At 44.7% G+C, this 21871-nt stretch carries 19 protein-coding genes and 1 riboswitch; of the genes, 7 read left to right on the forward strand and 12 right to left on the reverse strand.

Going from position 1 to position 21871, the window contains the following annotated elements; all coding sequences use genetic code 11:
• Nucleotides 1–34 precede the first annotated feature (34 nt).
• Nucleotides 35–1492 (forward strand): glycogen synthase GlgA, encoded by a 1458-nt coding sequence (glgA, locus tag R7O12_RS22400; protein WP_085569612.1) that lies wholly within the window; start codon nucleotides 35–37, stop codon nucleotides 1490–1492.
• A 109-nt stretch (nucleotides 1493–1601) separates the two neighbouring features.
• Nucleotides 1602–2405 carry an alpha/beta fold hydrolase gene (locus R7O12_RS22405; protein WP_017820032.1) on the forward strand — a complete coding sequence of 268 codons (804 nt, stop codon included), beginning with the start codon at nucleotides 1602–1604 and terminating at the stop codon, nucleotides 2403–2405.
• A gap of 31 nt (nucleotides 2406–2436) precedes the next feature.
• Here the strand turns inward: R7O12_RS22405 and R7O12_RS22410 are convergent, their stop codons facing one another.
• From R7O12_RS22410 to torD, 5 genes are all read right to left on the reverse strand, one after another.
• A complete protein-coding gene (locus R7O12_RS22410) occupies nucleotides 2437–2757 on the reverse strand; it encodes a DUF2007 domain-containing protein (protein ID WP_017820033.1) in 321 nt (106 codons plus the stop codon).
• A 20-nt stretch (nucleotides 2758–2777) separates the two neighbouring features.
• A complete protein-coding gene (locus tag R7O12_RS22415) occupies nucleotides 2778–3464 on the reverse strand; it encodes a TVP38/TMEM64 family protein (protein WP_005378366.1) in 687 nt (228 codons plus the stop codon).
• Nucleotides 3465–3578: 114 nt separating this feature from the next.
• On the reverse strand, nucleotides 3579–4169 hold the full coding sequence (locus R7O12_RS22420; protein WP_005378367.1) for a TfoX/Sxy family DNA transformation protein: 591 nt from the start codon (nucleotides 4167–4169) through the stop codon (nucleotides 3579–3581).
• A gap of 116 nt (nucleotides 4170–4285) precedes the next feature.
• Nucleotides 4286–4375, reverse strand: a riboswitch (cyclic di-GMP riboswitch).
• Between the two features lie 287 nt (nucleotides 4376–4662).
• Complete coding sequence (gene purR / locus R7O12_RS22425) at nucleotides 4663–5667, reverse strand: HTH-type transcriptional repressor PurR (protein ID WP_005378368.1); 1005 nt, start codon at nucleotides 5665–5667, stop codon at nucleotides 4663–4665.
• 467 nt (nucleotides 5668–6134) lie between these two features.
• Nucleotides 6135–6782, reverse strand: coding sequence for a molecular chaperone TorD (gene torD / locus R7O12_RS22430; protein ID WP_258634631.1), 648 nt, complete (start codon nucleotides 6780–6782; stop codon nucleotides 6135–6137).
• A gap of 266 nt (nucleotides 6783–7048) precedes the next feature.
• On the opposite strand from torD, the gene torR reads away from it, so the two are divergent.
• Nucleotides 7049–7759 (forward strand): two-component system response regulator TorR, encoded by a 711-nt coding sequence (gene torR / locus R7O12_RS22435; RefSeq protein WP_005378370.1) that lies wholly within the window; start codon nucleotides 7049–7051, stop codon nucleotides 7757–7759.
• 72 nt (nucleotides 7760–7831) lie between these two features.
• On the opposite strand, the gene elyC is transcribed toward torR, so the two are convergent.
• Complete coding sequence (gene elyC, locus R7O12_RS22440; RefSeq protein WP_005387893.1) at nucleotides 7832–8617, reverse strand: envelope biogenesis factor ElyC; 786 nt, start codon at nucleotides 8615–8617, stop codon at nucleotides 7832–7834.
• 114 nt (nucleotides 8618–8731) lie between these two features.
• Here elyC and cmoM point away from each other — a divergent pair, with 114 nt between their 5' ends.
• The 4 genes from cmoM to mukB are packed head-to-tail and all read left to right on the forward strand — an operon-like array spanning nucleotide 8732 to nucleotide 16035.
• Nucleotides 8732–9523: a tRNA uridine 5-oxyacetic acid(34) methyltransferase CmoM gene (gene cmoM / locus R7O12_RS22445; RefSeq protein WP_025766915.1), complete on the forward strand. Its 792-nt coding sequence runs from the start codon at nucleotides 8732–8734 to the stop codon at nucleotides 9521–9523.
• Nucleotides 9524–9525: 2 nt separating this feature from the next.
• On the forward strand, nucleotides 9526–10863 hold the full coding sequence (mukF, locus tag R7O12_RS22450; RefSeq protein ID WP_205460885.1) for a chromosome partition protein MukF: 1338 nt from the start codon (nucleotides 9526–9528) through the stop codon (nucleotides 10861–10863).
• Complete coding sequence (gene mukE / locus R7O12_RS22455) at nucleotides 10844–11569, forward strand: chromosome partition protein MukE (RefSeq protein ID WP_005378379.1); 726 nt, start codon at nucleotides 10844–10846, stop codon at nucleotides 11567–11569. The genes mukF and mukE overlap by 20 nt, the downstream gene beginning before the upstream one ends.
• Before the next feature lie 2 nt (nucleotides 11570–11571).
• Nucleotides 11572–16035 carry a chromosome partition protein MukB gene (gene mukB / locus R7O12_RS22460; RefSeq protein WP_318126407.1) on the forward strand — a complete coding sequence of 1488 codons (4464 nt, stop codon included), beginning with the start codon at nucleotides 11572–11574 and terminating at the stop codon, nucleotides 16033–16035.
• A gap of 143 nt (nucleotides 16036–16178) precedes the next feature.
• On the opposite strand, the gene R7O12_RS22465 is transcribed toward mukB, so the two are convergent.
• The 6 genes from R7O12_RS22465 to cmoA form a co-directional block, all read right to left on the reverse strand.
• Nucleotides 16179–16331, reverse strand: a complete 153-nt coding sequence (locus R7O12_RS22465) for a hypothetical protein (protein WP_005378381.1) — start codon at nucleotides 16329–16331, stop codon at nucleotides 16179–16181.
• Nucleotides 16332–16565: 234 nt separating this feature from the next.
• A complete protein-coding gene (locus tag R7O12_RS22470; RefSeq protein ID WP_005378387.1) occupies nucleotides 16566–17534 on the reverse strand; it encodes an alpha-L-glutamate ligase-like protein in 969 nt (322 codons plus the stop codon).
• Between the two features lie 3 nt (nucleotides 17535–17537).
• Nucleotides 17538–19043 carry an inactive transglutaminase family protein gene (locus R7O12_RS22475; protein ID WP_005378389.1) on the reverse strand — a complete coding sequence of 502 codons (1506 nt, stop codon included), beginning with the start codon at nucleotides 19041–19043 and terminating at the stop codon, nucleotides 17538–17540.
• Between the two features lie 11 nt (nucleotides 19044–19054).
• Entirely contained in the window at nucleotides 19055–19801 is a 747-nt protein-coding gene (locus R7O12_RS22480) for an ATP-dependent zinc protease (RefSeq protein ID WP_005378391.1), read from the reverse strand.
• A gap of 276 nt (nucleotides 19802–20077) precedes the next feature.
• Nucleotides 20078–21049 (reverse strand): tRNA 5-methoxyuridine(34)/uridine 5-oxyacetic acid(34) synthase CmoB, encoded by a 972-nt coding sequence (cmoB, locus tag R7O12_RS22485; protein WP_005387902.1) that lies wholly within the window; start codon nucleotides 21047–21049, stop codon nucleotides 20078–20080.
• Nucleotides 21050–21130: 81 nt separating this feature from the next.
• The gene (gene cmoA / locus R7O12_RS22490) at nucleotides 21131–21868 is read right to left on the reverse strand and encodes a carboxy-S-adenosyl-L-methionine synthase CmoA (RefSeq protein ID WP_167415109.1); all 738 of its coding nucleotides are present in this window, start codon (nucleotides 21866–21868) and stop codon (nucleotides 21131–21133) included.
• Nucleotides 21869–21871: the final 3 nt, after the last annotated feature.

Consider the following 21871-nt stretch of genomic DNA (forward strand, 5'->3'; position numbering starts at 1 on the left):
GAGGGCATTGTTGTTATTCCGAAAGGAGCTCGAGTTGGCTACTAACAACTTATCTATTCTGTTTGTAGCTTCTGAGGTTGAAGGCCTCATTAAAAGTGGTGGCTTGGCAGATGTTGCCAAGGCACTACCGGAAGCCCTTCAAAACCTACAGCAAGACGTAAGAATTACCATCCCTGCGTACAGCAGTATTGATAAACTCGCAGACGCAGAAGTTGTATTAGAAACAGAATTAACATCATGGCCGCATACGGAGTATCGAGTTTTGCGGCTCATGTTAGGTCAAAATCCTGTTTACCTGATTGATTGTCCGCCGTATTTCAATCGACCATCAATGTATGCGGAGAACAACCAAGCGTATACTGATAACGGCGAGCGCTTTGCGTTTTTTAGTGCAGCATGTCTCGATATGTTACCCAAGCTCGCCTTTCAACCTAATATCATACACGCGAACGATTGGCACACAGGTCTTGTTCCATTTTTGCTCAAGCACAGGTATGGCAATGATCCGTTTTTTGCTCATACTAAAAGCGTCATTTCAATTCACAATGCGGTCTTTAAAGGCGTATTTAGTTATGAAGACGTGCAGTGTTTGCCAGAGTTTCATTGTAGAAACGTTCCCGATGCTGCGGTGAGTGCAACGCATATTACGATGCTTAAAGCTGGTGTAATGAATGCAGATAAGATAAACGCGGTTAGCCCTACGTACGCAGAGGAACTAAAAACAGAGCTTGGCAGTCATGGAATGGCTTGGGAGTTTCAGCAACGCGCGCAGGACTTAGTTGGTATTTTGAACGGTTGTGATTACAGCGCTTGGAATCCGGAAACTGATACCTACTTGCCGGTTAATTACTGCGCCGACCAGCAAAGTATGTCGCAAGGGAAGAAAGCTTGTAAAAAAGCATTACAACAACGACTAAATTTGCCCGAAAAAAATGTAGCTATGTTCGGTATGGTTTGTCGGTTGACCCAGCAGAAAGGCGTTCATTACTTGTTGCCTGCTTTGGCCGATTTTTTGAAGCACGATGTTCAGCTAGTTGTCGTTGGGACCGGAGACCCTGTTCTTGCCGCTCAGTTACGAGAGGTTGCCGCGCGGTTTTCTAGCAAATTTGCCTTTGTAGAAGCGTATGACAATGAACTTGCGCATATCGTTGAAGCTGGTTCTGATTTCTTCTTGATGCCTTCTGAGTTTGAACCATGTGGCTTAAACCAAATCTATAGTATGGCTTATGGGACATTACCGATAGTACGCGGTGTTGGTGGCTTAAAGGACAGCGTTAGCGATTATGATGTAAACCCATCTGAAGCAACGGGGTTTGTTTTTTTCGAACCGACACCGCAGGCATTGTTGTTAACGATGCTAAGGGCACTGTTGCTCTACGCTCAAAACGAGCCTGAAGTGAATAAAGTACAGTTGCACGCGATGCAACAAGACTTTTGTTGGCAAAAGGCCGCAGAATCTTATTTGCAGCTTTACCACTCAGCGTTAGTTTGACTTAAAATTGTAACGAAAGGCACCGAATGAGGTGCCTTTATTATCTTGAGTAAGGGGAGTGTGGTAGGATGGCTTTTTACTCAATAGCACGATCTTTTTGATACTCAATATGACCCAGCCGCTACTTTTTCATAAAACCTATTTGCACCCTACTAGTAATGAGTGGGTTGTATTTGTGCACGGTGCTGGTGGTAGCTCTTCTATCTGGTTCAAGCAAATTAAAGCTTACAAGCAACACTTTAACTTATTGCTGATCGATTTAAGAGGTCATGGAAAGTCAAATCAGTTACTTAAAGAGCTCATTGCTAGCCGTTATACCTTTACGGAAGTTACCCAAGATATTTTGAAAGTATTGGACCATTTAAAGATCCAATCCGCTCATTTTGTCGGTATGTCGCTTGGTACTATTATTGTTCGAAACCTTGCTGAATTGTCATCAGAGCGCGTACGTTCGATGGTGCTCGGCGGTGCTGTCACAAGGCTTAACACTCGTTCTCAGATATTGGTGAAATTAGGTAATTTTTGTAAGCATATCCTACCATACATGTGGCTCTACAAACTGTTCGCTTATATTGTTATGCCTCAAAGAAGCCAACGAGAATCTCGCCACCTTTTTATTCGCGAAGCCAAGAAGCTTTGCCAAAAAGAATTTAAACGTTGGTTTATTCTTGCCGCTGATGTAAATCCGTTAATGAAATATTTTAAAGATCGAGAGTTACCCATTCCGACTCTTTACTTAATGGGCGACAGGGATTACATGTTTATTAAACCTGTCAAAGAAATGGTTGCAGCACATAAGCTCAGCATTCTACGAGAAATCCCGAATTGTGGTCATGTATGCAATGTAGAGCGTCCAGAAGACTTCAATCAACACTCCATCGAGTTTATTAAACAGCAAGCTGTATGTGCTTAAAACTGAGTGCATCCACTGAATAGGAGAGCCGCTATAGCTCTCCTAGTTGATATCCACATTGCCAACATGCACCAAATTGCCCTTCGTTTATTTCATGACATTTTGGGCATTGCCAATCTTGATACTCATGCCTATCGGATTGTTTTCGATATGCTTTTACTATTTCTTCAGCTTTCATCTTTTGTGCCGTGTCAAAAAGCCACACATAAGGATCGGTATCATCACCAAACGGCAGTTCTCCTTTTAAGCCGAAAATACCTTCTCCGCGAACTTCACAGTAAATTTGTTCCACTTTAAGCAGCTCACATACAATGTGTGCTTCTGCTGGGTTTTTAGCGATAAATATTTTCATCAAAATACCCACTTCACCAATTACGAGTTTTGCTGACTTGGTGTCGGCCTTACTTTATTCATAACCCATTTAGTGATGATTGGAAATAGTCCCAATAGCGCAAAAGACGCTAATACTGCGGGTGAAACAATGCCCGATAGGCTTTCAATTGTTGCTAATTGAGTACCTGCATTCAGATATACGGCTGTGCCTGGCAGCATACCTATTTGGCTAGTGAGATAAAATCGACCTACAGACATCGGTGTTAAGCCCATCAGTAAGTTGATTAGAAAGAAAGGGAATACAGGGATTAGACGCAAGGAAAATAGATAAAAAGCTCCGTCTTTTTCGACACCTTGATTAATTGCGTTGAGTTTATTTCCGAATTTGTTTTGTACCCAGTCACGCAATAAGTATCGGCTGCTCAAGAAGGCCAGTGTTGCCCCCATAGTGCTAGCGAAAGAAACCAGTAGCAAGCTTGTCCAAAAACCAAATAAGGCTGCACCAAGTAAGGTGACTACTGCCGCTCCTGGGATAGAAAAAGCGGTAATTGCAATGTAGGTAAAAAAGTAAATCGCAGCCGAGAATACAAAATTCTGATCGATGTATGTAGTTAGTGCTTCTTGTTGGGCTTTTGCATTCTCTAAGGTTAAATACTGGCCAAAGTTAATACCTAAAAAGACGATAGCCGCTAGTAGGATGAGACCTAATATCAGTTTCTTATTCATAATTTTGATTCCAATTTGGGATATATGTAATAAGACAGTAGGAAAACCGAAAAAATTTCACAAAAAAACCGCAGATTAGACTGCGGTTTTACAAGATAGTTTTTAGGCCGACTTTTATTGGAGGCCGTTCATCAACTCATCTCGGCGAGCTTGAGGTACCACACTCCAATGAGTGCCGTTGATAGCACCTTCTAGTGCCCATAGCAACTCAATGTTGACGGTTGCAGAGTGCGTATCTCTTATCGCTTTATAGGCGTTAAGCGCACCTTCCTCTTCAAGCTTCTCTACGGATTCGATGCCGGCTTTTTTTAGCATGCGCTCGGTAGCCAGTCGTAAGTTAGGCAAATCTTTCAAACGGTTAGGCTTTGTACTTGCTTGCTGTTCTTTCTCAAGCTTTGCCTTTTTCAATGATTGATTCGCTACTTCGATTAAGCGTTCGCTTGATTCCCATAAATCGCTGGAAATAGCGTAGTACTTTGTAACGACTGGAAAGCCACGTTTTTTATAAACGTAAGGCTTTAGCCCTTGTTTCTCGAAGTCAGATGAAGTTTTTTGGTCTGCTCTGATATGAAGCTGATTGTTTACCACTAGTGCAAACATTGTTTCATCAGCGAATAGTCCGAAGCCACCAAACATTGAGCGCGACTTGATATTACCAAGTGCCTCAAATAGCTTCATAGAGTCTTTGAGTATCGGTTTATCCATGTTTTGTTATCTCGGTGTAATTAATATTACGCCACCAAAAGTCAGGTCCGAGAGAGTAGCAAACATGCGTAAAAACAATGTCATTACAGAGTAAAGTCATTGCTTACACACTTGCCATCGGTAACCCCGCTACCTTCCATATCGTAATATGGTTCAGGCCGGAGGCTTTGCGTCCCACTCTTTCGAATGGTTTGCCCTGTGCGTGACACAATGAGCATACTTCTTATATTGAATTAACATCACGGTTTAGCGTTAAAAGTGTGATTTCGGTTCAATAAAAATGATAGATTGAATGCTCTATTTTGCATATGGAAAGGTGCAAATTGGCCTTTGAAAAGGAGTTCTTAATATATATTACATTTATATAAAACAGGGAGTTAACGTTAGTCAATTGTTATTAGAGTGGTGTGAAGTATTAGAGAATGCTTAATTTTTCCAAAAAAATAAGCGCCCCTGTAGAGCGCTTATTTAACACGGTTAAATACAGTGAAATTTAGTTCATTTTTTTCACAGTATTTCGAATTACAAGCTCAGGTTGCATCTCGAAAATTCGTTTTTCGTGTTCTTTATCTTTGATACGCTCAAGTAGAATTTCGAATGCATTTTTACCAACACGACGTTTAGGTTGGTGGATAGTCGTTAGCGGTGGAGAGAAGTATTCTGCAAGCTCGATGTTGTCGTAGCCGATCACTGAAATATCTTCAGGAATTTTGATCCCGTTTTGTTGCAAGCGGCTCATTAGGCCTAGAGCCATTGTGTCGTTAAAACAGAATACCGCCGTCGGGCGCTTGTCCATTGCGGTAATTTTATCTGCAACTAATACGGCCGTATCACATTCAAAGTTACCTTCAAGGATCCAGTCTTCATTTACAGCTAGGTTCGCTTCGCTCATTGCGCGACGGAAACCTGCAATGCGCTCTTGGCAAGCAAGCTTTTCAAAATGACCGCTTAGACAAGCGATATCCGTATGACCATTGTCAATCAGATGTTTGGTTGCAATGTAGCCACCTTCTTCTGAGTTATCCATGATCTTGTCTGCTTGTGAGCTCTCTGGGCCCCAATCCATGACCACTTTAGGAATGTCCGCATGACGGTCAAGCATCTCTTTTAGTTCTTCGGTTAAGTCAGAACACATCACTAGGATGCCATCAACGCGCTTTTCAGCCAGCATACGAATGTAATCGCGTTGTTTTTCGTAAATCCCGCCTGTGTTACATAAAATCAGAGTATAGCCTTGGCGGTAACAGTAGCTCTCAACGCCATCAATCACTTCTGAGAAAAATAGGTTAGTTGATTGAGTTACTAACATGCCAATCGTACGAGTTGAGTTGCATTTTAGGCTGCGTGCAACGGCACTTGGCGCGTAATTCAGCTCGTCAACGGCTTTCATTACTTTTTCTTGCGTTGCTTCTGCAACGAAACGCGTTTTATTGATAACGTGCGAAACTGTCGTAGTGGAAACGCCGGCTAAGCGAGCAACGTCTTTTATCGTGGCCATAAATGGTGTCCTGTATCGAGCTACTGAAATATGTCGTATTGGATGTACCTGATGCTCTAATGGTTTCACACCTAGCAATATAAAATTGGCGCTAAGTGTCTCGGCAGCGGTTGATCCAAGTGCGACAAAAGGGTGCGTAGCAGCATCGGTCGATGAATTTTATCTTTTTTCTATCTGATGAGAAATTGCCATCAACCTGTTAAGAAAACACAAAAACCGCTATATTTCAGCGGTTTACATATAAATCATATTTAATCGTTTGCGCTCACATTTTAGCCCTATGTGGACTGACTAGCAATGTTTTCAGCACGAGATTTGTGTATTTGAAGTCACATTTTGACTGCTAAATAACCAAGCGTCTTTGCGCTAAGTTAAGGCAAACGAATATTATACCCAAGTTACTTACAATTGGTCACTTTCGGCATACAGGAAGCCCGATAGGCAGGCTCCCTAAAAATAGGCGGCAATTATTCACCAAGAAGGTAGGCGCTGTCTAGTTTACAAAATGCAACTAATAGTTTCGCGACACTCGAGTAAAATCCAAATTCGTCGAATTGTTTACATTTGTCTGAAAACTGAGGTAACCAAGACATCAATTGTTGCTGGATAAAGTCGTTTTGTTTAACGAAGGCTTCTTCCATGTGTTTTTCTTGTTCAAGCTCGTTTGAGCGGATAATCATGTTCCCGAGAAAGTCGAGCTCAACGGCTAAGTGATCCGCAGGTTCCTTTAGGTTTTCGTCTACTTGAACGCCAAATTCAGCCATCAACTTTTCCATTTCCTCAGCTGGCTTGTCATTCAGTAAACCTGATTCACCAATGTATATGGATGCGTAAGGAAGAGCGCCGTATTTTTCTGTCTTCAAAAACAGTTCACAAAAGTCAGCTGCAAGCTCTAGTTGTGCATCTTCACGATCTTGTAACCGATTCAATGCATCAACTAGGCTATCAACGGCTGGTTTTAGCGACTCATTTTCACCTAAACCTGCGAGAAAACTGCGAATTTCAACACTGTGATAGGCTTCCAATTCTTTCTCTGTTAGTTCTTTTGCGAACAAGCTCGAAAACCACCAGTAAATTTCAGCGCGTTTTTCATTAAAAGCTTTCACTTCTTGCATTTTGGGCTCCTGAATGATGCTTCAAGTCATGCATCACAAAGTCAATTAGGGATATCCCCTAAGTGTAATCAATTAAAATGAATAGCAGTAACTATAATTGTTATGTTTTATGGTCAAAAATGACCGTTTATTAATAGCAATGGGCAAGCTTGTTTTGAATCAATAAAAACGCTAAATCTTGCGTTTTAATGTATCTATGACTAGAAATGTTACTAGTTATGAATAGAATACGTCTTGGATAATAAGAAGACAGAAAAGTGGTGTAAATGAGCTATCACGTATTAGTCGTAGAAGATGATGTTGTAACTCGTAGTAAGCTTGCGGGATATTTCCAAAATGAGGGCTACCAAGTCAGCGAAGCAGAGAGTGGCGCAGAAATGCGTGAAGTTTTGCAAGCGGGCGATGTAGACCTGATCATGCTGGATATTAACCTGCCTGGTGAAGACGGCCTGATGCTTACTCGTGAGTTACGTAGCCAATCGGATATTGGTATCATATTAGTAACAGGACGCACGGATAGCATTGATAAAATCGTAGGCCTAGAAATGGGTGCTGACGATTATGTGACAAAACCTTTTGAACTGAGAGAGCTGTTAGTTCGCGTTAAAAACTTGCTGTGGCGTATTTCAGCGGCGCGCAGTGGCAGCTCGAAAGCGAATGAAACCAGTGAAGAGCACATTGTGCGCTTTGGGGAGTGGACATTCGACATTCAACGTCGCGCACTTAGCCGCAACGGTGAGCCAGTAAAACTAACTAAAGCAGAGTATGAACTTTTGGTGGCATTATCGTCTTATCCTAACCAGGTGTTAAGTCGTGAGCGTATTTTGAACATGATCAGCCATCGAGTGGATGCGCCGAATGACCGCACCATTGATGTTCTTATTCGACGTATGCGCGCAAAAATGGAGTTCGATCCTAAGAACCCACAGATTTTTGTAACGGTACACGGCGAAGGCTATATGTTTGCTGGTGACTAGTTGGAACATAACTCAATCGTAAAAAGAAAAAGGAGAGCTTCGGCTCTCCTTTTTTGTGGCTTCAAGATAATACTAGTTTGCTTCAACCATTGGTGTTTGGCCGACAGTATCACGCAACCTTTGCCAAATACTGCCCAAGTACTCATGCCAATAAAGCTCTGTTTGTTCTAAGTAACGCGCTTTAGGTGAGTATTTATCCCAAGGTTGACTTATCTCGCTAATAGCTAAGAAGTTGGTCGGGGCTGGGATTGGTTTAATGCCTGCTGCGTTGAACTCATACAATGCACGGCTCATGTGACTCGCAGAAGTGACTAACACAATCTCCTTTTGTTGAACGAATGCAGCCGCTTGACGCGCCTCTTCCCACGTATCTTTCGCATCTTCTAATAAAATGATATCGGATTTCGCGACTCCCAACGCAAGGGCAACGTTCGCCATCATTCGCGCGTGGCTAATTTCAGATCCGCCAGCATAGCCGGATAAGATTAATTTCGCGCCTGGATACATTCTTAAAATACGAATGCCCTCAGTTAAGCGCATTAATGCTGCACGGCTTAACTGCGAGGTGGGTGGAATTTCGTCATCGATAACATGACCATTCCCTAAAACCATCACGTAGTCGATGGTGCCAGAAACTGGCAAAAAGGCTTTATGCTCTCGCTCTAACGGCATAAGAAGCTTGGTTGAAACAGGTTGGAAGGCAACAAGAAAAATGCCAACAAAAGAGAATAGAACAACGAAGCAGCCAGTTTTACGTTTTGTAGTAAAACTAATGAGAGCAAGACCCAACAAGCCTATCAGCAGCAATGCCGGAAGGGGCATAAGCATGGCTGACACTACTTTTTTCAGCTCAAACATACATAAATAGTCCGAAAAAACATCAATTGATAATAAAAATGAGGGTATCCCTCTTTATTCCTGCTTTCCTTGTGCCAGAATAGCGGCACAATCCGTTATGATAACTCAGCAGAAGTGACAGAAGACCGCAATTTCGACGATATCGCCCACAAATTTGCAAAAAATATTTACGGCTCCGATAAAGGGGAGATCCGCCAAATCATTGTGTGGGAAGATTTTCTACAGATTCTAAGTGAATTAGATGCTGACCAGCAACCCCTAGAAGTGTTGGACGCTGGTGGTGGTTTGGCACAAATGTCGCAAAAGCTTGCTAAGCTCGGACATCGAATCGCTTTATGTGATCTATCTTCGGAAATGCTGCAGTTGGCTAAGCAGGATATTGAAAAAAACGGTTTGCTTGAGCAGTATCGCCTGATTCATTCGCCTGTCCAATCCATCGGTGAACATATGGATGGACAGGTCGATCTGGTTATGTTCCACGCTGTGATGGAGTGGCTGGTTGATCCTAAGGCCGCACTTGAAACAGTTCTTGAACAAGTAAAACCGGGAGGTATCGCATCAGTCATGTTCTACAACCACCACGGTTTAGTCTATAAAAACGTGGTTTGTGGCAACATTCCTCATATATTAGACGGCATGCCTCACCGAAAAAGATTTAAACTACAGCCGCAAAAAGGCTTAAAACCTGAAGAAGTCTACCAGTGGATAGAAAATTCAGGTTTTAATATTTGTGGCAAATCTGGTATTCGCTCATTTAGTGATTACATAGGCAATATGGAATACATGGGTGATTACGAGTTTGAAGATGTGTTGGCGCTAGAAAAACAACTTTGTCGACAAGAGCCATACCTCTCATTAGGCCGCTACATTCATGTGTGGGCTAAAAAGAACGATAAACAGGAATAACAATGAGTGAGATGACTCTCAATGCTGCAGAGCAACCAATCGATGAGCTGGTTGGCTGGGTTAAGCAGCACGATTTCTCGTTGAACCTGACCACAGAGCGATTGGCATTTTTGATAGCCATTGCCGTACTGAGTAATGAAAGGTTCGATGAAGAACTGGGTGAAGGTGAACTGCATGATGCATTTGCCATCGTCACTCGACTATTTGATGAGACCGGCGAAGCTTCGGCTTTTCGTGCGAACAATGCGATCAACGAGATGGTTAAGCAGCGTCTTATGAGCCGTTTTGTCAGTGAAATTACTGACGGAGCGAGCATTTACCGCTTGTCGCCATTAGCGATAGGAATAACCGACTACTACGTGCGTCATCGTGAGTTCTCAAAACTGCGTCTATCTATCCAGCTATCCATGGTAGCGGATGAAATGGCGAAAGCGATTGAGGCAGCACAAAAAGGTGGCACACCGGGTCACTGGAAGAAAAACGTATACGGTGTTTTAAAATATTCTGTAGGCGAAATCTTCGATCAAATTGACCTCAACCAACGTGTTATGGATGAGCAGCAACAGTCAGTGAAACAACAGATTGCTGACCTGCTTAACAAAGACTGGCGCGAAGCGATCAACAACTGTGAAGCACTTCTGTCAGAAACATCAAGCACGTTGCGTGAACTTCAAGATACGCTGCAAGCCGCCAGTGATGAACTGCAAACTCAGATCCTCGATATTCAAGAAATTGTTTACGGTGACCCTGAGCTGGAGTTTATCGAAGAAGCCTTGTTTGGTCTGCAAATGAAGCTGGACCGAATCACAAGCTGGGGCCAGCAAGCGATCGACCTTTGGATTGGTTACGACCGACACGTGCACAAGTTTATTCGTACTGCAATCGATATGGATAAGAACCGTGCGTTTAGCTCGCGTCTGCGTCAATCCGTCAAAGATTACTTCGATGCGCCTTGGTATCTGACTTATGCAGATGCGGAGAGGCTTTCTGACCTTCGTGATGAGGCCCTAGTACTGCGTGATGACGAGGTCACGGGTCAAGTTCCGATGGAAGTAGAATACGAAGAGTTTCAACAAGTCAATGATGAGTTGGCAGAGCGAATTGGTGACATGCTAAAAGCGCATAAAGATCAAGGCACACCAATCGACTTGAGCGTGGTACTGCGAGATTACCTTGCACAACACCCATACACTCATCACTTTGATTTAGCTCGCATTGTCGTTGATCAGGCGGTACGTCTGGGTTACTCAGAATCCGACTACCAAGCTGTTCAGCCAGACTGGAAAGCAATCAACGAATTTGGGGCAAAGGTACAAGCGAATGTCATCGACCGATACTAATGAATACATGTCAGAGAATCTGGCAAAAGCAATTTCTAACCCTCTGTTCCCAGCGCTAGACAGCATGCTTCGAGCAGGGCGTCATATCTCAAGTGAAGATCTAGACAACCACGCGTTGCTGTCGGATTTCGAACTTGAGCTTTCTTCTTTCTACCAACGCTACAACACCGAATTGGTGAAAGCGCCAGAAGGTTTCTTCTATCTTCGTCCTCGTTCAACGTCTCTGATTGGCCGTAGTGTTCTTTCTGAACTGGATATGCTGGTGGGTAAGGTACTGTGTTTCCTTTATCTAAGCCCAGAGCGTCTTGCGCACGAAGGCATCTTCACTAACCAAGAGCTGTACGACGAACTGCTTGCTCTAGCAGATGAAAACAAGCTGATGAAGCTAGTGACGAACCGTGCGACTGGTTCTGACCTTGATAAAGAAAAGCTGTTTGAAAAAGTACGTACGTCACTTCGTCGTCTGCGCCGCCTAGGCATGATCATCAACATCGGTGAAACCGGTAAGTTCAGCATCAGTGAAGCGGTATTCCGCTTTGGTGCCGATGTACGTATTGGCGATGACATGCGTGAAGCGCAACTGCGTCTGATCCGTGATGGTGAAGCAGTAGTGCACACCAAAGAGCCAAGCCAAGGCAGCCTATTGTCTGAAGAAGATCAAGACGACCAAGCCCAAGAAGAAACGACAGAAGAGGGTGAAGCATGAGCATGATTGAACGCGGTAAATATCAATCGCTGACCATGGTCAACTGGAACGGCTTCTTTGCCCGTACGTTTGACATCGATGGTCTGGTCACCACGCTATCAGGTGGTAACGGTGCAGGTAAATCAACCACAATGGCGGCGTTCATCACCGCATTGATTCCTGACCAAACGCTGCTGCACTTCCGTAACACGACAGAAGCAGGCAGCAGCCAATCGTCTCGCGACAAAGGTTTGTACGGTAAGCTACAGCCGGGCGCATGTTATGCGGCGCTGGACGTGGTGAACTCACGTAACCAACGCCTATTGTTTGCAGTAAAACTGCAGCAAGTTGCGGGTCGTGATAAGAAAGTAGACATCAAACCGTTTGTTATCCAAGGTCTTCCAAGCCATGTGAAACCAACGGATATCTTGGTGGAAAGCGTATCGGCGACTCAAGCTCGTGTACGTCAAATCAATGAAGTAAAAGAATCGATCGCGGAATTTGAAGGCGTTCAGTTCAAAGCGTTCTCTTCTATCGTGGATTACCACGCACAAATGTTTGAATTCGGTGTGATTCCGAAGAAACTGCGTAACTCTGGTGACCGCTCTAAATTCTACCGCCTGATCGAAGCATCGCTTTACGGTGGTATTTCAAGTGCGATTACGCGCTCGCTACGTGACTACCTTTTGCCACAAAACGGCGGCGTGAAAAAAGCGTTCCAAGATATGGAATCGGCACTGCGTGAAAACCGCATGACGCTAGAAGCGATCAAAACTACGCAAGCAGACCGTGACTTGTTCAAACACTTGATCACAGAGTCGACTAACTACGTGGCAGCGGACTATATGCGCCATGCTAACGAGCGTCGTAAAAAACTAGAACAGACATTGTCTTTGCGTTCAGAGTTATTTGGTTCTCGCGAGACCTTGATTGAACAAAACAATCTGCTTAATCGCGTTCAAGAAGAGCTGGAACTTTTGATCGAGTCGGAATCGGCGCTAGAGCAAGATTACCAAGCGGCTTCGGATCACTTGCAACTGGTGCAAAACGCACTGCGCCAGCAAGAGAAGATCGAACGCTACCAAGAAGATCTTGAAGAGCTAAGTGAGCGTCTTGAAGAACAAATGATGGTCGTGGAAGAAGCGCAAGAACGCGTGATGATGGTAGAAGAGCAAGCGACCGTTGCAGAAGAAGAGGTGGATAGCCTTAAGACGCAACTTGCTGATTACCAGCAAGCTCTTGACGTTCAGCAAACTCGCGCCCTTCAATATCAACAAGCAGTTCAAGCGCTGGAGAAAGCGAAGCAGCTACTTGGCGATGACAGCCTAACGGCGGAATCGGCTCAAGCGCTTGTCTCTGAGCTTAAGAGCAAAGAATCAGAAAGCACCAATGCGTTGCTATCGGTTAAGCACAAACTGGACATGTCTTCTGCAGCGGCAGAGCAGTTTGAAACCGCGCTTAAACTGGTACAAAGCATCGTTGGTCAAGTTGAGCGCAAAGACGCGTCTGAGCATGCGAAAACTGCAATTGCGAAAGCGCGTGAGTCACAACAAATTGCACAAAACGAACAACAATGGCGAGCACAACACCGTGATCTCGAACGCAGCCTTAACCAGCAGCGTCAAGCACGTGAACTGGTTGCTGAATACAAAAAGCAATATCACGTTGAACTAACCGATGAGGTTACGTTTGAACAAGAACGTGAACGTCATGCGACGCAAATCGAATCACTAGAGATAGCTCAAGAAGAAGTTCGTGATCAGCGTGGTGAACAGCGCCGTCTAGAGCAAAACGCGGTGGCAGAAATCAGTAAGCTTGAAGCAATAGCACCAGCTTGGATTGCGGCGAACGATGCGCTAGAGAAACTGAGAGAGCAGAGCGGTGAAGAGCTTGAGGATCGCCATGCGGTAATGAACCACATGCAAGTTGTCCTTGAACAAGAAAGGGAGTTGTCTTTAGCTAAAGATAAGCTTGCTGAGCGCCGTAGCCAGCTAGACTCTGAGATTGAGCGTCTTGCTTCTCCTGGTGGTTCAAATGACCCTCGCCTGAAAGGTTTGGCAGATACGCTGGGCGGTGTATTGCTGTCTGAGATCTACGATGACATCACGATTGATGACGCGCCTTACTTCAGTGCGATGTACGGTCCGGCTCGTCACGCTATCGTTGTTTCTGACTTGTCAGGCATCGAAGAGAAACTGGTAGAGCTAGACGACTGTCCAGAAGACTTGTACATCATTGAAGGTGACATCGATGCCTTTGATGACAGCTCGTTCGATGCAGAAGAGTTAGAGGGCGCGGTTTGCGTTCGTATGAACGATCGCCAAATGCGTTACTCTCGCTTGCCTGAGATCCCATTGTTTGGCCGTGCGGCACGTGAGCAGCGTCTAGAGTTGCTGCGTAACGAACGAGAAGAAGTGGTAGAGAAACACGCAAAAGCGGCGTTTGATTCTCAGAAAATGCAGCGCTTGTACCAAGCGTTTAACCTATTTGTGTCTAACCACATTCAGGTTGCTTTTGACGCCGATCCAGAACAAGCACTGGCAACTATTCGTGATAAGCGTAACCAAATTGCTCGCGTGCTGGCGGATCTGGATGCGAAAGAGCAACAACAACGTTCTCAGCTTCAAACCAGCAAGCAAGCGTTGTCTTCTCTGGACAAGCTAGCGTCACACATGGTGCTTGTTGAAGATGAGTCATTGCAAGCGCGTTTTGATGAGCTAGAAGAGAAAATCGCTCAGCTTGCAGAGGCGAAGAACTTCTTAAGCAACCATGCAAAAGCCGTCGCGCAATTAGAGAATATTGCGTCTGCGCTTGATGCTGACCCAGAGCAATTCGATGCACTAGAAGCAGAATACAAAGCGGCAGACGAGCGGCTACAAGATCTTAAGAAGCAAATCTTTGCACTCTCGGATCTCGTTGAACGTCGTCACTACTTCGCTTACTCTGATTCAGTAGACCTACTGAACAAGAGTAGCGAACTGAGTGAGCAGCTAAAAGCTAAACTGGTTCAAGCTGAACAAATGCGTACACGCTCTCGTGAAGAGTTGAAACAGTCGCAAGGCCAAATGAACCAATACAACCAAGTATTGGCGTCATTGAAGAGTTCACACCAAGCGAAACTGGAAACGGTTCAAGAGTTCAAACAAGAACTTCAAGAGTTTGGCGTGAACGCGGACGAAGGTGCTGAAGAACGTGCAATGCGTCGTCGTGATGAATTGCATGAGCGTCTACACACGTCTCGTAGCCGTAAGAGCGAATACGAGCGCACAATCACCTCTACTGAACTAGAGATGAAAGGCTTGGCGAAACGTCTGAAGAAAGTTCAGAAAGAATACGTTGAGCTACGTACCTTTGTGGTTGCAGCGAAAGCTGGCTGGTGCTCTGTACTTCGTCTGGCGCGCGAGAACGATGTTGAACGTCGTCTACACAAGCGTGAACTGGCTTACATGTCAGCGGATGAACTGCGTTCGATGTCGGATAAATCACTGGGTGCGCTGCGTCTAGCGGTTGCGAACAATGACGACCTGCGTGATGCGCTGCGTCTATCAGAAGACAACGCTCGCCCAGAGCGTAAAGTTCTGTTCTATATTGCTGTATACCAACACCTTCGTGAGCGTATTCGTCAGGATATCATCCGTACTGATGACCCAGTTGAAGCAATCGAAGAGATGGAAGTCGAGCTGGCGCGTCTAACGGAAGAGCTAACGCAACGTGAAAACCGTCTAGCGATCAGCTCTGAGTCGGTAGCGAGCATCATCAAGAAGACGATTCAGCGTGAGCAAAACCGTATTCGTATGCTGAATCAAGGCTTGTCGAACATTTCGTTTGGTCAGGTGAAGGGCGTACGTCTAAACGTGAAGATCCGCGAAAGTCACGAAGTGCTACTGAACGGTCTAGCGACACAACAAGAGCAGCACAAAGACCTGTTTGAATCGACTCGCTTTACTTTCTCCGAAGCAATGGCGAAGCTGTTCCAACGCGTGAACCCACACATCGATATGGGTCAACGTTCTCCTCAGGTTCTGGGTGAAGAGCTACTGGATTACCGTAACTACCTAGAGCTAAGTGTAGAAGTGAACCGTGGTACAGATGGTTGGCTACAGGCTGAGTCTGGCGCGCTATCAACAGGTGAGGCGATCGGTACTGGTCAGTCAATCCTACTGATGGTTGTGCAAAGCTGGGAAGAAGAATCACGCCGCCTGCGCAGTAAAGACATTGTGCCTTGTCGTCTGCTGTTCTTAGATGAAGCAGCGCGTCTGGATGCGAAATCGATCGCGACATTGTTCGAATTGTGTGACCGTCTGGATATGCAGCTTCTTATCGCGGCACCAGAAAACATCAGCCCAGAGAAAGGTACGACCTACAAACTGGTGCGTAAGGTGTTTAAAGACCACGAACACGTACACGTAGTGGGTCTGCGCGGTTTTGGTCAAACGGATAAGCCTAAGACCGAAGCACAAGAGATGATTGAAGAGTTTGAATCGTAAACTTCGAATCTAACAAAACGCCCGCAATGAACGCGGGCGTTTTTGTATCAGTTTACGAGGCAGGCTTCGAAATACATAAGATAAGCCGAGACTGTAGGACGGCAGTCTCGGCTTATTAACGGAACTTAATGAGGAAGCGACGTTTATTCCTCTGGAATATCGTCCCTGACTTCGATCATTTCAGCAAGCTCTTCAAGTGCTTGGACAGAAAGCTCAGACAAGCGTTGTAGGTGTTGGTCTAAGCTCTCTTGTTCTTCAAGCTCTGGTTCATCATTATTTGTTTCTTTTATTAGCATTTCCCAACCTCTCAAGTTGAGTAAGGGGAGCTCTCATCATACTCAAAAGGCAAAGTAGAAAAGAAACGATCTATGTTGATTTTGTTAGCTCGATCATTGATTCAACTTATATATGAGAAGGATGTGTTTAATAAGGAGAGCAAGTGCAAGGTTTTTGGATGCGGGAACAAAAACGCCAGTAATCATGACAATTACTGGCGAGTAATAACGAACATTAAACATTAGGTCGGAGGGTTAGAACAACGGCTTCACACCGAACTGCTCTGCTGCGTAAGCGACGCGTTCAATCGGTTTTGGATACTCAGCAGGTGTGCCAAGGCTCTCTATGTGTTTCAAACGAGGAAGCAAGCCTGCACCATTAGCGATTTGGATTGCCAGACCAGGGCGAGCGTTAAGCTCTAAAACCATAGGTCCTTCATCTTTATCCAGCACCATATCCGTACCCATGTATCCCAAACCTGTCATTTCCCAGGCACTTGACGCAAGCTCCAGCAAGCGCTCCCAATGCGGTACTTGAAGGGTCGAAAGGTCTTTACCTGTATCAGGGTGATGAGTCACTGGATGATCGAACTGCACCGCTCTGACGGCTTTACCTGTCGCGATGTCAATGCCTACTCCTACGGCACCTTGGTGAAGGTTTGCTTTGCCGTCGGAAGCCGCTGTAGAACAGCGCATCATCGCCATAACTGGATAACCTTTAAATACGATGATCCGAACATCTGGTACGCCTTCATAACTGAAGCCATCAAAACAGTCATCAAACTTGATTAAGTTTTCAACCACAGCAACGTCATTTTTACCACCAAGAGAGAAAAGGCCAGCAAGCGCATTACTAATGTGACGCTCGACCTCATCCCTACCAATTGTAGAGCCGGAGGGTTTGGTATATACCCCGTTTTTGTGAGACGTAACAACCAGAATGCCTTTACCGCCACTACCTTGTGCAGGTTTGATTACAAAACCAGGCCAGTTCTCAACCATTTTGTGGATAGTCTTAACTTCAGCTTGGTTATGAATGACACCGATCAGGGCAGGAACTGTTGCTCCTGCTGCCTGTGCAATAATTTTGGTCTTTAGCTTGTCATCGACAAGTGGGTATTTAGAACGATCATTGTAACGGCCAATATAGCTGTGGTTACGCTTGTTCATCCCCATAATGCCTTTATGGCGAAGCTTAGACGGCGAAGTAAAACTTTCGAACATCGTTTAGTCCTCCGCTAGTGGTTTGAAGCGTCGTAGCTCAGTGAGGCGGTAACCTGTGTAAGTACCTAGTAATAGAATACCGGCCAGAACAATCAACTGTAGACCAATGAAGTTAAAGGTTAAGTGTTGAATGTATGAGTTCGTCATTGCAAGGTAAACTAATACCGCTGTCAGCAATGAACCACCACCTTGCAGAGCAACTTCCTTCGCACCTTCTTCTTCCCATAGGATTGACATACGTTCAATCGTCCAAGACAAGATGATCATAGGGAAGAAGGTAATTGTTAGGCCTTCCGTTAAGCCCATCTTAAACGCAACAACGGTGAACACCGAGATGATCATGATAACGGTAATAATGACCGCAGATATCCTTGCTACCAGCAATAAGTTCAACCTAGACAAATAGCTTCGAATAATCAGGCCTGTACCTACAATTAGCAAGAAACCGACAATACCCGTTAATAGTTGAGTTTGAACAAAAGCAACGGCAATCAACACAGGCATGAAGGTACCGGATGTTTTCAGGCCGATAATCACACGCAAGAACACAACGATCAGAGCACCGATAGGGATGAGCATGATGGTTTTGAACATCGCTTGCTCTTCCAAAGGTAAGCTATGAATTGAAATATTCAGTAATCCATCTGCTTCTATTTTGTTGTTTGTAGCTTGTTGTGGTGTCATTTCTTGCTTAATCATCGAGAAATGCACTTGGCTATTTTTACCACCAACAAGGTCAAGTAAGGATACGTTTGATTCATCCCACACTAACAAGTTGGGTTTCACTGCTTTTTGTTCGGATTTTGGTGAAAACAGTACCCAATCTTTACCTGACCAAACCTGAACCATTGGTTGAATTGTTTGGCGTCGACGACCATCTTCTAGTTCGATAACACCGACGGTTTTGCTCTGTATACCTGCGGTAAGCAAAATGTTATGCAGTGCATCAGTACGGCTGAAATCGTTCAGTAGTAGCGACGAGTTTTGGCTATCTGGGTCATTAAGCGCTTTGATAAGCTCACGAGTAAACGTCACATTATCGGCTGAGCGACTCATCGCACGTTCGATAAGGGCATTTGCCGCTGCTGCTTGTGGTGCTGATAGCGTTGGTGGCGTAATGTCTTCCGTTGGCGGTAAAGGAGTGACTTTAGCCTGAGGGTCTACTAAGAACTGGGCTTTGTAGTATATGGTTTGTGGCCCTTGAGCTTGGCGAATTGACCATTCTGCACGACGGCCTGAATCGTCATTGATGTAGGAAACGCCATAACCTGATGAGGAAGCAGATTCACCGATAAGTGTGTAACCACTTTGTGTATGAGGTGCTGCAAGTGACGCTTTTACTTCGTTGCCGTTAGCATTGAACTCAATACGAGCTTCTACATCCCATACCTGGCGAGTTTCGCCTGGCGTCCAAGGCACGCCGTAGTTTTCATGTCTGAAAACACTCAGAGCAATGCCCGCAATCACCAATAAGATGATAGAAAGGTAAAACGGTATTTTTGACGTCATAATCTACCTTATTATTTTTTATCTTCGTCCGTTTGGATATAGGTACGACTTACATCGACAAGTGCTATGTCGCGCATAAATTCTCTACCCAGTAAAATAGGATGGTTCATATGTGAGCGATCTGCCAACGTAAATTGCGCTTTTTCATGAATTTTTCCAACGCGCACCCAAAGTTCTACCACAGCGCGGCGTTCTAACTCTTCACTGGTAACCTGGCGGATTTTGACGTAGCGAATGACAGGAGCTTCGATCCAAGTACTTTTCTCTTCTTCGGATTTACTGGTGTCTGCTAAGTGGAATCGGACCCATTTTTTGCCATTTCTTTCGAACTCTTCAATATCAACGGCATTTAAAGACGACGTCGCGGCACCAGTGTCGATACGTGCATCAAAAGTTTGCTTAATCGACTCTACAGTGACCTTTTCGATAGAGCCAAGGACAATATCGTGAGTTGGGGTTGGTTCCACAGGAGCGGGAGATTGGACAATAATCGGCTCTTTCGGTTTTTTTACTTCTGCCATTGCTTCATCGCGAAATGTAAGAAGTTCAACCTGTAGTTTATCGACTTGTTCTTCAAGGCTGTCGATATAGTCCGATTGGTTGCTGAGCTGTAGCTCTAGGTTGGTAATGCGATTATTGACATTCGCTTCTGAATTTTGAATCGCCGCTAACGTTTCTTGGTGGTACTGTTCGCCTTTGGTTAGTGAGCATCCAGATAGTAAGGCGATGGCAACAATCGGGGTCAATCGTAATAACATTGAAAACCTTGGGATTGGATTAAGTTGTTTATTTTTTAGGAGTTTAGCTTATATCGATAAAGCCTCACAAGTAAGAATGTTTCTCTATTACTTATTGTTTGAGGAATAGTGATGAAAAGCCAAAAATCAAGGACATAAAAGCGCATCCTTATTTAGAGCGTGCTTATATTTTGACGTGAAAAATGGATTCAAAAAACAAACTCGCTCATTACGAGGAAAGAGGGTAATGTCTTAACTCGTAAAATGAGTTAAGACAATGTCAGGAATCTCAGCGAATTATGATTTGCGAGCGACAAGAACCGCGCGGCGAGGGGCAGGATAGCCTTCTACAGTTTTGCTTGGGTCGTTCGGATCTAAGTAGTCAGGTAGAGAGTTATGCGTCATCCAATCTGTGGTACGTTGTTCGTCTACGGACGTGATGTTTTCATCAACGATACGAACATCTTCAAAACCGACCAATTCTAGCCACACTTTTAGGGCTTTTGCTGAAGGGAAGAAATAGACATTACGCATTTGCGCGTAACGAGAAGTCGGGACCAGTACTGCATTCTCATCACCTTCAATCACGAGTGTTTCCAATACGAGTTCACCTCCAGATACCAATTGATCTTTTAGTTGCACTAAATGATCGAGAGGCGAGCGGCGATGGTAAAGCACGCCCATGCTGAATACCGTATCGAACGCTTCCAACTTAGGTAGTTGTTCAATGCCCAATGGCAGTAGGTGTGCACGTTGGTCATCGCCCATTAGTTTACGAATTGCTTCGAACTGAATCAGGAACAGGTGAGATGGATCGATACCGACAGTTAAGCGTGCACCTTCGCCTAGCATGCGCCACATGTGGTAGCCGTTACCACAACCTACATCGAGTACGCTGCGATTCTTTAATGGTGAAATATGCGGAAGCACGCGGTCCCATTTCCAATCACTGCGCCACTCAGTATCAATATGGATGCCGTGTACGTGGTATGGGCCTTTGCGCCAAGGATGGAATGTACGAAGTAAGCTTTCTAGCTTTTTAAGTTCCCCTTGAGGCATCGGCTCATTGTTTGAAATCGTGACAGAATCAACAATGTCGATGTTGTCCGGTCTACCCGCTGGGATTTTGTTCAGGGCTTTCAACCAGCGACCAAAGTCACCGTGCTCTGCATTTTGCCAATCCGTTAGCTGTTGCGGAAGCACATTAAGCCAAGGTTGAAGACGAGTGTCTTGGGCAATCAATTGGTAGAAATTTGCAAAGTTAAACATAGTTAGTCAATCGCTGAGTTGATGGGTATAAATTATTAACAAAAGCCGAAATCGGTATGGTTCAGGCTTTGTATGCATGGTCTATTTAATCGCGAACATGGAGCCGAAGTTAAAGCATTGGAACCAAACATCGTAGCTAGAAAAGCCAATTTTAGCGAAACGCTCTTTATGTTCTTTCTTTGAATCTGGGCGCATTACGTTTTCTATCGCGCTGCGCTTTTGGCTGATTTCTAGTTCGCTATAACCATTCGCACGTTTAAAGTCGTGGTGAAGGTCAATTAACAGTTCGTTCGACACTTCATCTTCAAACACGAACTTTTCAGACAGAATCAAAATACCGCCCGGACGCAGACCCGCGTAGATTTTCTCTAGTAGAGCATAGCGGTCTTCTGGAGAAAGGAACTGCAGTGTGAAGTTCAATACCACAACGGATGCGTTTTCAATTTCGATATTGCGAATGTCTGCTTCTACTACATCCACAGGAGTGTCACTGCGGTAAGCGTTGATGTGAAGTTTACAACGCTCAACCATCGCAGGAGAGTTGTCCACAGCGATGATTTGGCAACCTTCTTGTTTGATATGGCGACGCATAGACAATGTTGCAGCACCCAAAGAACAGCCAAGGTCATAGATGTTTGAGTGAGGTTTTACAAAACGCTCTGCCAGCATACCGATTGCAGAAATGATATTGCTGTAACCCGGTACCGATCGTTGAATCATGTCAGGAAATACTTCCGCTACGCGTTCATCGAACGTGAAATCCCCAATTTTATCGATTGGAGCCGAAAAAATAGTATCTGGATTGCTCTTAGGGTTCATAAC

It is taken from the genome of Vibrio sp. Vb1574 (assembly GCF_033338675.1).

Excerpts from the sequence above, each read along its gene's own strand:
- R7O12_RS22405 (WP_017820032.1), top strand. The coding sequence starts at position 1,602 with ATGACCCAGCCGCTACTTTTTCATAAAACCTATTTGCACCCTACTAGT.
- R7O12_RS22410 (WP_017820033.1), bottom strand. The coding sequence starts at position 2,757 with ATGAAAATATTTATCGCTAAAAACCCAGCAGAAGCACACATTGTATGT.
- R7O12_RS22415 (WP_005378366.1), bottom strand. The coding sequence starts at position 3,464 with ATGAATAAGAAACTGATATTAGGTCTCATCCTACTAGCGGCTATCGTC.
- R7O12_RS22420 (WP_005378367.1), bottom strand. The coding sequence starts at position 4,169 with ATGGATAAACCGATACTCAAAGACTCTATGAAGCTATTTGAGGCACTT.
- purR (WP_005378368.1), bottom strand. The coding sequence starts at position 5,667 with ATGGCCACGATAAAAGACGTTGCTCGCTTAGCCGGCGTTTCCACTACG.
- torD (WP_258634631.1), bottom strand. The coding sequence starts at position 6,782 with ATGCAAGAAGTGAAAGCTTTTAATGAAAAACGCGCTGAAATTTACTGG.
- torR (WP_005378370.1), top strand. The coding sequence starts at position 7,049 with ATGAGCTATCACGTATTAGTCGTAGAAGATGATGTTGTAACTCGTAGT.
- elyC (WP_005387893.1), bottom strand. The coding sequence starts at position 8,617 with ATGTTTGAGCTGAAAAAAGTAGTGTCAGCCATGCTTATGCCCCTTCCG.
- mukF (WP_205460885.1), top strand. The coding sequence starts at position 9,526 with ATGAGTGAGATGACTCTCAATGCTGCAGAGCAACCAATCGATGAGCTG.
- mukE (WP_005378379.1), top strand. The coding sequence starts at position 10,844 with ATGTCATCGACCGATACTAATGAATACATGTCAGAGAATCTGGCAAAA.
- mukB (WP_318126407.1), top strand. The coding sequence starts at position 11,572 with ATGATTGAACGCGGTAAATATCAATCGCTGACCATGGTCAACTGGAAC.
- R7O12_RS22465 (WP_005378381.1), bottom strand. The coding sequence starts at position 16,331 with ATGCTAATAAAAGAAACAAATAATGATGAACCAGAGCTTGAAGAACAA.
- R7O12_RS22470 (WP_005378387.1), bottom strand. The coding sequence starts at position 17,534 with ATGTTCGAAAGTTTTACTTCGCCGTCTAAGCTTCGCCATAAAGGCATT.
- R7O12_RS22475 (WP_005378389.1), bottom strand. The coding sequence starts at position 19,043 with ATGACGTCAAAAATACCGTTTTACCTTTCTATCATCTTATTGGTGATT.
- R7O12_RS22480 (WP_005378391.1), bottom strand. The coding sequence starts at position 19,801 with ATGTTATTACGATTGACCCCGATTGTTGCCATCGCCTTACTATCTGGA.
- cmoB (WP_005387902.1), bottom strand. The coding sequence starts at position 21,049 with ATGTTTAACTTTGCAAATTTCTACCAATTGATTGCCCAAGACACTCGT.
- cmoA (WP_167415109.1), bottom strand. The coding sequence starts at position 21,868 with ATGAACCCTAAGAGCAATCCAGATACTATTTTTTCGGCTCCAATCGAT.